Annotated in this window: 10 protein-coding genes; 3 read left to right on the forward strand and 7 right to left on the reverse strand. The window is 63.2% G+C overall.

From position 1 onward, the window contains the following. Nucleotides 1–5: 5 nt before the first annotated feature. The 6 genes from I2H31_RS13745 to asnB all read right to left on the reverse strand — a co-directional run bounded on the left by I2H31_RS13745 (nucleotide 6) and on the right by asnB (nucleotide 6,875). Nucleotides 6–935: a glycosyltransferase family 2 protein gene (locus I2H31_RS13745; protein WP_196293614.1), complete on the reverse strand. Its 930-nt coding sequence runs from the start codon at nucleotides 933–935 to the stop codon at nucleotides 6–8. Nucleotides 936–1,004: 69 nt separating this feature from the next. Beyond that, nucleotides 1,005–1,961 (reverse strand): GNAT family protein, encoded by a 957-nt coding sequence (locus tag I2H31_RS13750; protein ID WP_196293615.1) that lies wholly within the window; start codon nucleotides 1,959–1,961, stop codon nucleotides 1,005–1,007. Then, the gene (locus I2H31_RS13755; protein WP_196293616.1) at nucleotides 1,943–2,365 is read right to left on the reverse strand and encodes a sugar 3,4-ketoisomerase; all 423 of its coding nucleotides are present in this window, start codon (nucleotides 2,363–2,365) and stop codon (nucleotides 1,943–1,945) included. The genes I2H31_RS13750 and I2H31_RS13755 overlap by 19 nt, the downstream gene beginning before the upstream one ends. 97 nt (nucleotides 2,366–2,462) lie before the next feature. Continuing rightward, nucleotides 2,463–3,410 carry a UDP-glucuronic acid decarboxylase family protein gene (locus I2H31_RS13760; protein ID WP_196293617.1) on the reverse strand — a complete coding sequence of 316 codons (948 nt, stop codon included), beginning with the start codon at nucleotides 3,408–3,410 and terminating at the stop codon, nucleotides 2,463–2,465. Nucleotides 3,411–3,542: 132 nt separating this feature from the next. Then, complete coding sequence (locus I2H31_RS13765) at nucleotides 3,543–4,886, reverse strand: UDP-glucose dehydrogenase family protein (RefSeq protein WP_196293618.1); 1,344 nt, start codon at nucleotides 4,884–4,886, stop codon at nucleotides 3,543–3,545. 81 nt (nucleotides 4,887–4,967) lie between these two features. After that, the gene (gene asnB / locus I2H31_RS13770) at nucleotides 4,968–6,875 is read right to left on the reverse strand and encodes an asparagine synthase (glutamine-hydrolyzing) (protein ID WP_196293619.1); all 1,908 of its coding nucleotides are present in this window, start codon (nucleotides 6,873–6,875) and stop codon (nucleotides 4,968–4,970) included. A 206-nt stretch (nucleotides 6,876–7,081) separates the two neighbouring features. On the opposite strand from asnB, the gene I2H31_RS13775 reads away from it, so the two are divergent. Beyond that, complete coding sequence (locus tag I2H31_RS13775; RefSeq protein WP_196293620.1) at nucleotides 7,082–7,573, forward strand: acyl-CoA-binding protein; 492 nt, start codon at nucleotides 7,082–7,084, stop codon at nucleotides 7,571–7,573. 191 nt (nucleotides 7,574–7,764) lie between these two features. Continuing rightward, the gene (locus tag I2H31_RS13780; RefSeq protein ID WP_196293621.1) at nucleotides 7,765–9,402 is read left to right on the forward strand and encodes an amidase; all 1,638 of its coding nucleotides are present in this window, start codon (nucleotides 7,765–7,767) and stop codon (nucleotides 9,400–9,402) included. Nucleotides 9,403–9,719: 317 nt separating this feature from the next. Here I2H31_RS13780 and I2H31_RS13785 read toward each other — a convergent pair whose 3' ends face one another. Continuing rightward, entirely contained in the window at nucleotides 9,720–11,141 is a 1,422-nt protein-coding gene (locus I2H31_RS13785) for an FAD-binding oxidoreductase (RefSeq protein ID WP_196293622.1), read from the reverse strand. Nucleotides 11,142–11,185: 44 nt separating this feature from the next. Here I2H31_RS13785 and I2H31_RS13790 point away from each other — a divergent pair, with 44 nt between their 5' ends. Continuing rightward, a complete protein-coding gene (locus I2H31_RS13790) occupies nucleotides 11,186–11,821 on the forward strand; it encodes a C40 family peptidase (RefSeq protein WP_196293623.1) in 636 nt (211 codons plus the stop codon). The last annotated feature ends 23 nt before the right edge of the window (nucleotides 11,822–11,844 follow it).

An 11,844-nucleotide genomic window follows, 5' to 3' on the forward strand; every position in this document is an offset into this window, starting at 1 on the left:
GGCGGCTACTCATACACGTCGCGCACCACGTAGAGGGGGCGCTGCCGGGCCGCGTCCAGCCCGCGCCACACGTATTCACCTATCACGCCCAGGGCTATCATCTGAAAAGCCGACACCACCAGCAGCACCACCATGAGGGTGGTCCAGCCCGCGGGCTCGTTGGGATGCAGAATTTTGAGGGCAATGACGTACATCCCGTAAACCAGCGCGACGAGGCCCAGCCCCAGGCCCAGCCCCGAAATGGCGCGGATGGGCACAAAGGAGAAGGCCATCAGCGAATCGATGAACAGCTTGATTTTCTTGGAAAGTGTCCAGCGCGAGGTGCCAATCTGGCGCCTGCGCCGCGTGTACGGGATGTTGACGTAGGCAAACCCCAGCCACACCATCAGGTAGAACACGTTGGAGTTGCGCTCGTGCAGCTTGAGCACTTCGGTGGCCACCTGCCGGTCGAAAAACACAAAATCGAAGCCGCCGTCGGGGATGTTGCGCAGCGCCAGGTTCTTCATCAGCCAATGAAACAGCTTGGCCAGGGTATACGAGAAGCCGGTTTCTTCGCGGTCCTGCCGGTTGCCGATGACCAGCTTAAACCCTTGCTGCCAGTGCCCATACATGCGGGCCATCAGCTCGGGCGGGTCCTGCAGGTCGGCTGTGATGACGGCCTGGCAGTCGCCGGTGGCGTGGGCCATGCCGGCCACAATGGCGTTGTAAGAGCCCACGTTGCCGGCCAGGTCCACCACCCGGATGCGGCCGGGAAACTGCTCCTGCACGCGGCGCAGGGCCCCCAGCGTATCGTCGCCGGACCCGTCGTTGACGAAAATGTACTCAAACGTTACCTCCGGAGGGAAATTTGCCTCGTTGGCCATCAACTCCCGCGTCGTCACCGGAATATTCTCCTCGTTGTAATAGCAGGGAATGATGACGGAAAGCTTGGGCATAAAACGGGCGGCAAGGGGCCGGGCGGGGCGAAAACAATTCGCCGGCGGCAGCGCATTAGCGCGCCAAAGTTAAGGGCTGTCGCACGCCAACGCATGGCTGGTGGCCCCGAGCCGGAAACCCAGCTTCTCGGCCGTCCGAAACACGGCGTGGTTGGTGGCCTGGGTGGTCATCAGCACGGCGCCGTGGCCGTGCTTCCGGGCCCGGCGCAGCGTTTCGGCCACCAGCTTGAGGTGCCAGCCCCGGTTGGCCGGCCCCACGGCCGTCAGCAGCACCCGCGACAGCCGCGTGCCCAGCGCCGCCGCGTCGGCGCTCAGGTCGCTGATGGCCAGGAAAGAATCCACGGGCAGGGCGGGCTCGTTGGGCACCAGCACGGTGGCGGCCAGGCCCGCGCTCACCGTGTTTTCGGCGTAACGGGCCAGGTAGGCGTCGGCCCGGGCCGGCCCAAACCACGGGTCGGCATGAAACCGGTCGTAGGGGTTGCGGGCCGCCGCGGCAATCCGGCCAATGTGGGCGGCCTCCGCCGACGCCGCGGCCCGCACGGCGGAGGCCGGAAAGTCAAAATCGGCCAAATGGTCGCGGTAAAACGTGAGCCGGGTTTCCACCAGCCGCCACCCGGCCGCCGTGAGCGCCTGCAGCAGTTGCCCGTCTTCGGCCGGCACCAGGCCAAACGCATAGAAAGCGCCGTGCTGCTCCGCCAGGTGCGCGCGCAGGGCCACGGCGGCCCGCGTTAGCTCCTCAGGCGTCATGGCGGCCCCAAACAGGCCCGTGAACAGGCGCACCATCGGGGTGCCAAAGTGGGCAGAATCCCACGGCAGTTGCTGCCACAGCCAATGCACCGGGCCGCCCGCCGTGGGCGGGGCGTACGTTTCTTCGCCCTGGCGCGAGCCCCAGCGCGCGGCGGCCCCGGTGCCGAAAAGCTCCTGCTGCCGCTCCAGGGGCAGCTGCCGCAAAAAGTAATAAGGCGAATAAAACCCCAGCGCTGCTGCCCGCGCCGCCACCAGGCCGGCTACGCTTTGCGGCTCCATTGCTGCCGGAAAGTGTCGTAGTCGCGAATGTAGTCGTCCTCGCTGTAGGGCTGCGACGCCAGCGCCAGCTGCACCGCCGAGTGCGAATACTGAATAGTGTGCCACGCACAGGGCGGAATGTAGAGCCCCACGCAGGGGGTTTCAAGGCGGTAAATCTGGATGTCGCCGTCGGCCAGCTCCGTGGTGACGATGAGGCGGCCCGCCGCCGCAATCAGCACCTGCTCGGTGCGTTGGTGGGCGTGCCGGCCCCGCACAATGCTTTCCGGGGTGTAGTACGTCCAGAACACCCGCTGCACGGCAAAGGGCAAAGAACTGGCCATGTTTTCGCCCACCGAAATGTAGCCGATATCGGGCGCGCCCAGCTTCGGAAATTCAATAAGATGCGGCGCAGGATAATCAGCCATGCAAGCAAAAGTCGGGGATGAAAGGCCAAAAAAGCAATTGGCACGGCCGGTTTCGAAAACCAGTCGTGCCAATTGCTTTTTTGAGGCTGCGCGTCAATTACTTGACGTGCTCCTTGAAATACTCCAACGTGCGGCGCAGGCCTTCGGCGCGGTCTACCTTGGGCTCCCAGCCCAGGATTTCCTTGGCCTTGGTGATGTCCGGACGGCGCTTCATCGGGTCGTTCTCGGGCAGGGCCTGGTAGGTCGGCTTGAACTCGACACCGGTGAGGCGGGCAATTTCTTCGCCAAACTCCTTGATGGTGATTTCCGAGGGGTTGCCGATGTTCACGGGCAAGTGGTAGTCGCTGAGCAGCAGGCGGTAAATGCCTTCCACCAGGTCGTCCACGTAGCAGAACGAGCGGGTTTGCGAGCCGTCGCCGAACACAGTCAGGTTCTCGCCGCGCAGGGCCTGCGAGAGGAACGCCGGCAACACGCGGCCGTCGTCCAAGCGCATGCGCGGGCCGTAGGTATTGAAGATGCGGATGATGCGGGTTTCCAGGCCGTGGTGGTTGTGGTAGGCCATGGTGATGGCCTCCTGGAAACGCTTGGCTTCGTCGTAGCAGCCGCGGGGCCCCACGGGGTTCACGTTGCCGAAATACTCTTCCACCTGGGGGTGAATTTCCGGGTCGCCGTATACTTCGGAGGTGCTGGCAATCAGCATGCGGGCGCCTTTCACGCGGGCCAGGCCCAGCAGGTTGTGCGTGCCGAGCGAGCCCACTTTCAGGGTTTGAATCGGAATCTTGAGGTAGTCGATGGGCGAGGCCGGCGAGGCGAAGTGCAGGATGTAGTCCAGCTTGCCGGGCACGAACACGAACTTGCTCACGTCGGCCTGGTGGAACTCGAAGTCGGGCCGGCCAAACAGGTGCTCAATGTTCTGGAGCGAACCCGTAATCAGGTTGTCCATGGCCACCACGTGGTAGCCCTCTTTCAGGAACCGGTCGCACAGGTGGGAGCCCAGAAAACCAGCTCCGCCGGTAATCAGGACGCGTTTTTTTTCTTCTGACATATATGTTTTGTCATCCTGAGCGCAGCGAAGGACCTTATCACCTCCGCGACGCTCCAATAAAAAAGTAATCCTGAATGAATGCAGCCGTGATAAGGTCCTTCGCTGCGCTCAGGATGACAGACGTTAATCCAATTACGCCTTTACCGGCTCCTGGTGGTCGGTGCGCACGCCGATGCAGTGGTAGGCGAAGCCGAGGGCTTTTAGCTCGCTGGCTTCGTAGATGTTGCGGCCATCGAAAATGACTTTCTGCTTCATCAGGCGGGCCACCACGTCGAAGTTGGGCGAGCGGAAATCGGGCCATTCGGTCACCACCAGCAGGGCGTCGGCGTCGATGAGGGCCGCAAATTCGTCCTTGGCGTAGGTAATGCTGTCGCCAATCATGTGCTGCGCCTCGGGCATGGCCACGGGGTCGTAGGCCGTCACGGTGCAGCCGGCAGCCAGCAGCTTCTCGATGATAACCAGCGAGGGAGCCTCGCGCATGTCATCGGTTTTGGGCTTGAAGGACAGGCCCCACAGGGCAATTTTCAGGCCTTTGAGGTTGCCGCCGAAGTGGCGGCTTACTTTGTTGAAGAGCACCGATTTCTGGTCCTCGTTCACGCTTTCCACGGCCTTGAGCACCTGCATCTTGTAGCCGTTTTCCTCGGCCGTTTTGATGAGGGCTTTCACGTCTTTGGGGAAGCAGGAGCCGCCGTAGCCGATGCCGGGGTAAATGAACTTGGTGCCAATGCGGGCGTCGGAGCCGATGCCTTGGCGCACTTTGTTCACGTCGGCGCCCATGATTTCGCACAGGTTGGCCACGTCGTTCATGAAGCTGATTTTGGTGGCCAGCATCGAGTTGGCGGCGTATTTCGTCATCTCCGCCGACGGAATGTCCATGAAGATGATGGGGTGGCCGTTCAGCAGGAAGGGCTTGTAGAGGCGGCGCATCACCTCCTCGGCGCGCTCCGACGACACGCCCACCACAATGCGGTCGGGCTTGAGGAAGTCGTCGATGGCGGCGCCTTCTTTCAGGAACTCAGGGTTGGAAGCCACGTCGAACTCAATGGTTTCGCCGCGCTTTTCGAGGGCTTTTTCGATTTCGGCGCGCACTTTGGCGGCCGTGCCCACGGGCACCGTGCTCTTGGTCACGATGACGCCGTAGCTGTTCATGTTCTCGCCGATGCTGCGGGCCACGGCCAGCACGTACTTCAGGTCGGCCGAGCCGTCTTCGCCGGGAGGCGTGCCCACGGCGATGAAGGCCACGTCGCAATCCTTGATGGCTTCGCCGATGTTGGTAGAAAAATGCAAGCGCCCTTTTTCCACGTTGCGGCTGACCATTTCTTCGAGGCCCGGCTCGTAAATCGGCAAGATGCCTTGGTGCAGGTTATCGATTTTTTTCTGGTCGATGTCGATGCACGTTACGTCGATGCCCACTTCGGCAAAGCACGTGCCCGTCACCAGGCCCACGTAACCCGTGCCTACAATTGCGATTTTCATAAAGAATGTATTGGGAAGTATTTGATTTTAGCCACGCAAAGGTAAGGCCGCGGGCAAGTGGTTTGCTGCATCAAATGGCAATCAGCTGGCCATGTACTGCTTCCACCACGTTTGAAACACGATGAGGCCCCAGATGCGGGCGTGCACGTCGCCGGGGTTGCGCGAGAACAGCTGCACTTTCAGCGCCCGGATGGCGTCCACGTCGAACACGCCCTGCGCTTCAATGAACTCGTCGCGCAGCAGGTCGTTTTCGATGAGGCCGCGCAGCTCGCCGCGCATCCACTTCAGCAGCGGCACCTCGAAGCCGTGCTTGGGCCGGTCGTAAAGCTCGGCGGGCAGCTCGGAGCGGAAGGCGTCCTGCACGATTTTTTTCTTCATGGTGGCGTCTACCTTGCTGCTCACGGGCAGCGAGAAGGCGAAGTTGACCACCTTGTAGTCCAGGAACGGGGTGCGCACTTCCAGCGAGTTGGCCATGCTCATCAGGTCCACTTTCGTGAGCATGTCGTAGGGCAGCACCAACTGCATGTCGGTGAGCAGCACCTCGTTGAGGTCGCCGTCTGCGTGCAGGTTTTCCAAGATGTCCTTGCGGCGCTTGGTGGCGGCTTTTTTGCCCACCTTGCGGCGGCTGGCGGCACTGAGCAGGTTGCGGGCGTCGTCGGGCGAGGCAAAGCTGGCCCAGTCCCAGTACCGGTCTTTCACGCCGGCCGTCATGCCGCGCGCAAAGCGCTGGAGCTGGCGGACGCGGTTGCCCAGGAAGCTGTTGCGCGACTTGGGCAGGGCGTCCCACACGAAGCCGAGGGCCGTCACGGCTTCGGCCTTGGCGCCGCCCTGGCGCACCTTGAACTCGCCCATGTGCTTGTTGTAGCCCCCGAACATTTCGTCGGCGCCGTCGCCGCTCAGGGCCACGGTCACCTTCTGGCGGGTGCGCTGGCTGAGGATGTACACGGCCAGGGCCGAGGAGTCGGCGAAGGGCTCATCCAGATACGAGAGCATGTCGTGGATGTGCTCGTAGAGGTCGTCGTTGGTGAGCGAGAACACCGTGTGGTTGGTGTTGTGGCGGGCCGCGACGAGGTTGGCGTACTTGGTTTCGTCGAAGAAGGGCTCGTCTTTGAAGCCGATGCTGAACGTGCTCAGGTGCGGGGTGTGGCGGGCGGCCAGCGCGGCGATGACGGAGGAGTCGATGCCGCCGCTCAGGAAGCAGCCCAGGGGCACGTCGGCCACGAGGCGGCGCTGCACGGCGCCGTCCATCAGCTCGACCAGCTTCTTTTGCTGCTGCTCGTAGCTGAGCTTGTTTTTGGCGACCTTTTTGGGGTCGTAGGGAATTTTATACCAGGCTTTGCCCACCACTTTCCCATCCTTTATATACAGGTAGTGGCCGGGCAGCAGCTTCTTTACGCCCTTGAAAATGCTGGCCGGGCCGGGTATGTAGTTGAGCTGCAGGTACTGGCTCAGGGCCACGTAGTCGAGCTTGCGGGGCACGCCCAGCGCCATCATCGATTTCATTTCGGAGGCGAAAAACAGCTTGTCCTCGTCGCGGTAAATCAGCAGCGGCTTCACACCGAACCGGTCGCGGGCGATGAACAGGGAGTTTTCCTCTTTGTCGAAAATGGCCAGGCCGAAAAAGCCGTTGAGCTTCTTGATGAAGCTGCGGCCTTCGGTGATGTAAAGCTGAAGAATGACTTCCGTATCGGTCTGCGAGTGAAACACGCAGCCGCGCTTGATGAGCTTTTCGCGCAGCTCGCGGAAGTTGAAAATCTCGCCGTTGAACACGATGGTGTAGCGGTTGGCGGCGTCGGTCATCGGCTGGTTGCCGTCGGCCGAGAGGTCGAGGATGGCCAGGCGCCGAAAGCCCAGTCCGCACTGGTCGTACACAAAATGCCCCTCCGAATCGGGGCCGCGGCGAATGATGGCGTCGGTGGACGCCTGCAGGTTGGCCAACGACTGGCGACCCGTTTCGGTAAAGGCAAATACTCCGGTTATTCCGCACATAGTAGCGCGCAAAAGTACGACCCGGCAACCTAAAGGCGAACGCCGGGGTATTGTCTGAACCACGGATTCGGGCGGATTCTTCGGATTACCCGGATTTTGTGGACGGCGCCACCCTTCGGCAGCGGCGTGAAACCCCGCTTCTGGCCTTTTCCAAGCCGTTTTGCCCTTGCGGGTCATCTTCTTTTCACTTTTCTATTCGCTTTCCCATGAACCTTGACGAACAATTTCAAGCCGCGGCCCAACGAGTAAACAACCTGCCCGGCGACCAGGCCGCCGCGCACATGACCGAACTGTACGGCCTCTACAAGCAGGCCACCGAGGGCGACGTGAACATGCAGCCCGGCGAAGTAGACGCCAACGCCGCCGACCAGGCCAACGGCCCCGCCGGCCTCTCGCAGGCCCAGTGGGACTCGTGGAACCAGTTCAAGGGCGTGCCCGAGGAGGAAGCCAAGCGCCGCTACGTGGCCCGCGCCACGGAAATAGCCGGACTCGGCGCGGACTCGCCCACCAACGCAGTACCGACGGACGGCGCGACCGGCGCGCCCGTCGGGCGGCCCGAAGCCGACACCGAAAACACCACCATTTCGCGCCAGCCCGACCACGGCCCCGGCCAAAGCACGCAAGGCGGGCTGCGGGGCGACATCACCGGCGGCGCGCCGTATGGCGGCGAGGACAAGCTGAAAGGCGAGCAGGAGTAGCCTTCGGGGCGCTGCCTTGTATCTATAAATTGGGTAGGGTGCGGGGCTGGCTCCCGTCCGTCGTTGAAAAGCTTGCTAATGGCTCCTTCAACGACGGGCGGGGCTGGCCCTGCACCCTACCCGTTTTTACGCATATTATTGCTGTTCGGAGCAGCTTTGCTCCCCTCCTCTTCTACCTTGCTTTTGCCCGTATGAACCGCCGCCTTTTCCTGAATCAAAGCAGCCGCGTGGCCCTCACGGCGGCCCTGCTGCCCGCCGTGGCCTGCCAGTCGGCCACCGATAAAAAGATGACCGCCGAAGCCGCCGAAACGGCCGGCCCGCCTGCCGAAACGGAGCCCTTTGCCCTGCACGAAGCCACCGTGGCCGACTTGCAGGACCGCATGGCCAAAGGCACCGAAACCGCCCGCAGCCTGACGGAAAAATACCTGGCCCGCATCAAGGCCCTGAACGAGGCCGGGCCCATGCTGCGCGCCGTTATCGAAACCAACCCCGACGCCTTGGGCATTGCCGACGGGCTGGACCGGGAGCGCAAGGCCGGCAAGCTGCGCGGGCCGCTGCACGGCATTCCGGTGCTCATTAAGGACAACATTGACAGCGGCGACCAGATGATGACCACGGCCGGCGCCTCGGCGCTCATCGGGCATAAGGCCAGGCAGGATGCTTTTATCGTGCAGAAGCTGCGGGCGGCCGGCGCGGTGCTGCTGGGCAAAACCAACCTGAGCGAATGGGCCAATTTTCGCTCCTCGCACTCCATCAGCGGCTGGAGCAGCCGCGGGCAGCAGAGCCGCAACCCCTACGCGCTGGACCGCAGCACCAGCGGCAGCAGCTCCGGCTCGGGGGCGGCGGTGGCGGCTAATTTGTGCGCCCTGGCCATTGGTACCGAAACGGACGGCTCGGTGGTGTCGCCGTCGTCGTGCAACGGCGTGGTGGGGCTCAAGCCCACGGTGGGCTTGCTGAGCCGCGGCGGCATCATCCCGATTTCGAGCACGCAGGACACGGCCGGCCCCATGGCCCGCACCGTGCGCGACGCCGCCCTGCTGCTGGCCGCCCTGCAAGGCCCCGACCCGACGGACCCGGCCCGGCTGCCCATCCCGGCCGCCACGCCCAGCGATTATACCACATTTCTCAAGGCCGACGCCCTCCGGGGCCAGCGCCTGGGCGTGGAAAAAGCCCACCTCAACGGCCCGCCCGCCGTGGCCAAGCTCCTGAAAGAAGCCGTGGCCGCGTTGCAAGCCCAGGGCGCCACGGTGGTTGAAATCGAGCTCAACAAGCTGGCCAACCCGCTGGGTGAGGCCGAATTCGACGTGCTGCTCTACGAGTTCAAGGAAGGCGTGAACCGGTACCTGGCCAGCGCCAATGCCCCCGTGAAAACCCTGGCCGACGTCATCGCCTACAACCGCGCCCACGCCGCCGAGGCCATGCCCCTCTTCGGCCAGGAAACCCTCATTCGGGCCGAAGCCACCGACGGGCTGGGCACCGCTACCTATAAAGCCGCCGTGCAGAAAACCGTGACGGGCGCCCGTCAGGCCATTGATGGGTTGCTGAAAGCGAACCAGCTCACGGCCATCGTGGGCGTCACCACGGGCCCGGCCTGGTGCATCGACTGGGTGAACGGCGACTACTCCACGGGCGTCGATTTTTCCTCGCCGGCCGCCATGGCCGGCTACCCGCACCTCACAGTGCCCATGGGGCAGGTGCGCGGGCTGCCCGTGGGGCTGTCGTTTGTGGGCTCGGCGTACCAGGAAGGGCTTTTGCTGGGGCTGGGCTACGCCTTTGAGCAGGCCACCCGGCACCGCGCGGCGCCGAAGTTTCTGCCCACGGTAAAGTGAGGAACCCCAAACCGCGGGGCGGCATCTTTGGCGCCAAACCTTAGCTTCCAAACCGCGGGAAGCAGGTTTTAAGGCCAAAGATGTCACCCCGCGGTTTGGATGGCTGGATTTGGCGTTAAAGATGCCGTCCCGCGGTTTGGATGGCTGGATTTGGCGTTAAAGAGGCCATCCCGCGGTTTGGAAGCCGAGTTTTGGTCTTAAAGATGGCTTCCCGCAGTTTGGAAGGCGAGTTTTGGCGTTAAAGATGCCGCCCCGCGGTTTAAAAGGCGACTTTGGGTGTCAAACCTTGCCTTCCCGGCGTTTAGATGGACCGCTGGCTAGAAAATCTTGCCCGGGTTCAGGATGCCGTGCGGGTCAAATACCTGCTTGATGCCGCGCATGAGGTTTAGGTTGGCCTCTTGCAGGGCAATGCCGATGTAGCCTTTCTGCACCAGCCCGATGCCGTGCTCGCCCGAGATGGTGCCGCCCAGCTGCACGCAGAGTTCGAAAATTTCAGTGATGGGCTGGCGCAGGCCCACGTTCCACATCTCGTCGGAGAGCTCGCCGCGGATGATGTTGACGTGCAGGTTGCCGTCGCCGGCGTGGCCGTAGCACACGCTCCTGAACCCGTAGCGGGCCCCTATTTCCTTCACTCCTTTCAGCAAGGTGGGCAATGCGGCGCGGGGCACCACGGTGTCTTCCTCCTTATACACGGAGTTGTAGCGCACCGAATTGCCGATGTTGCGCCGAATCTTCCAGAGCTCGTCTTTCTGCGTGGCGTTGTCGGCCAGCAGGATTTCGCCCACGTCGTAGCGTTCCAGCACGCCATACACCTGCTCGGCTTCCTTGTAAAGCTGGTCCAAATCCTGCCCGTCCAGCTCAATCAGCAGGTGGGCTTTGATGTCTTCGGGCAGCGTGAGCGGGATTTTCAAATAATCAGAAGACCAGGCAATGGCCTCGCGCTCCATAAATTCCATGCCCGAGGGAATGATGCCAGCCCGAAACACGGCCGAAACGGCGTCGGCCGCTTCTTCCTCTTTGCGGAAGGGCACCAGCATGAGGATGTTGTGCTGCGGGAAGGGCAGCAGCCGGAACACCACTTTAGTGATGATGCCCAGCGTGCCCTCGGAGCCCACCAGGAGCTGGGTGAGGTTGTAGCCGGTAGAATTTTTGAGGGTGTTGGCGGCCGTCCAGATGACGTCGCCAGTGGGCAGCACCACTTGCAGGTTCAGCACGTAGTCTTTGGTGGTGCCGTATTTCACGGCCTTGGGGCCGCCGCTGCTGTGGGCCAGGTTGCCGCCGAGCGAGCAGCTGCCCTTGCTGGCCGGGTCGGGCGGGTAGAACAGCCCCACCTCCCGCACCGCGTTCTGAAACGCCTCGTTTATCACGCCGGGCTCCACGGTGGCCTGCAGGTTGCGCTCGTCAATTTCCAGGATTTTATTGAGCCGCTCGGTGCTCAGCACCACGCCGTGGTGAATGGGCAGGGCCCCGCCGCTCAGGCCGGTGCCGGCCCCGCGGGGCGTCACCGGCAGGCGGTTTTCGTGGCACAGGCGCATAATCTGGCCGATTTCCTCGGCCGAGCCGGGGCGCAGCACCACGTCGGGCGCAAAGTGGAAGTCTTCGGTGTGGTCGCGGCCGTAGTCGGCGTAGGCATCGGCGGTGGCGGCGGCTTCGGCGCGCTGGGCCGTGAGCACGTGCGCGGGCCCGACGATGGCCTCAAAGGCGACCAATAATTCGGGGGTAAGGGCGTTGAAGGGCATGGATGGGGAAGCTGAACAAACCGCACAAACTATCTTTGCGGCCAATGGGGAGGGTAACAACGAAGATACTACCGCTGCTGCTGCTGGCTTTGCTGGCCCTGGCCGGCTGCCACCGCAAGCTCAACTACCGCGACGGCCAGTACCGCTCGGCCCGCGAGATGGTCCGGCTGAAAAAAGGCGGGCGCGGGGCCCCCGCCCGGCCCGGCAGCAAAGTGAAAGTGGTGGGCGCCACGCCCAGCGGCGGCAAAAACAAGGTAGTGGTGAAGCGCCCGGCCCGCGTGGGCAGCGCCACCGGCACGCTGGCCTCGGTCATCGAAGCGGCCCGCTCCTACCAGGGCACGCCCTACCTCTACGGCGGCACCACGCGCCTGGGCCTCGACTGCTCGGGGCTGCTGCAATTGTCCTTCGGGGCGGCGGGCGTGAGCATCCCGCGCTCGTCCAACGAGCAGGCCGTGTGGGGCGAGCCCATCAAAAGCACCGACCTGCAGCCCGGCGACCTGGTTTTCTTCGGGGCCTCGCCCGGCAGCCGCACCATCACCCACGTCGGGCTGGTGACCGTGGCCGACGAAGAAGGCGTCGATTTCATCCACGCCTCCACCTCGCTGGGCGTGGTGGAAAATAGCCTGGAGTCCGATTACTACCTGAGCCGGTTTATTCGGGCCGTGCGGCCTCATTTGTAATATTCCGCCGCTACCTTTGTGGT

The organism is Hymenobacter ruricola (genome assembly GCF_015694525.1).
GTDB classification, from domain to species: domain Bacteria; phylum Bacteroidota; class Bacteroidia; order Cytophagales; family Hymenobacteraceae; genus Hymenobacter; species Hymenobacter ruricola.

Excerpts from the sequence above, each read along its gene's own strand:
- I2H31_RS13745 (WP_196293614.1), bottom strand. The coding sequence starts at position 935 with ATGCCCAAGCTTTCCGTCATCATTCCCTGCTATTACAACGAGGAGAAT.
- I2H31_RS13750 (WP_196293615.1), bottom strand. The coding sequence starts at position 1,961 with ATGGAGCCGCAAAGCGTAGCCGGCCTGGTGGCGGCGCGGGCAGCAGCG.
- I2H31_RS13755 (WP_196293616.1), bottom strand. The coding sequence starts at position 2,365 with ATGGCTGATTATCCTGCGCCGCATCTTATTGAATTTCCGAAGCTGGGC.
- I2H31_RS13760 (WP_196293617.1), bottom strand. The coding sequence starts at position 3,410 with ATGTCAGAAGAAAAAAAACGCGTCCTGATTACCGGCGGAGCTGGTTTT.
- I2H31_RS13765 (WP_196293618.1), bottom strand. The coding sequence starts at position 4,886 with ATGAAAATCGCAATTGTAGGCACGGGTTACGTGGGCCTGGTGACGGGC.
- asnB (WP_196293619.1), bottom strand. The coding sequence starts at position 6,875 with ATGTGCGGAATAACCGGAGTATTTGCCTTTACCGAAACGGGTCGCCAG.
- I2H31_RS13775 (WP_196293620.1), top strand. The coding sequence starts at position 7,082 with ATGAACCTTGACGAACAATTTCAAGCCGCGGCCCAACGAGTAAACAAC.
- I2H31_RS13780 (WP_196293621.1), top strand. The coding sequence starts at position 7,765 with ATGAACCGCCGCCTTTTCCTGAATCAAAGCAGCCGCGTGGCCCTCACG.
- I2H31_RS13785 (WP_196293622.1), bottom strand. The coding sequence starts at position 11,141 with ATGCCCTTCAACGCCCTTACCCCCGAATTATTGGTCGCCTTTGAGGCC.
- I2H31_RS13790 (WP_196293623.1), top strand. The coding sequence starts at position 11,186 with ATGGGGAGGGTAACAACGAAGATACTACCGCTGCTGCTGCTGGCTTTG.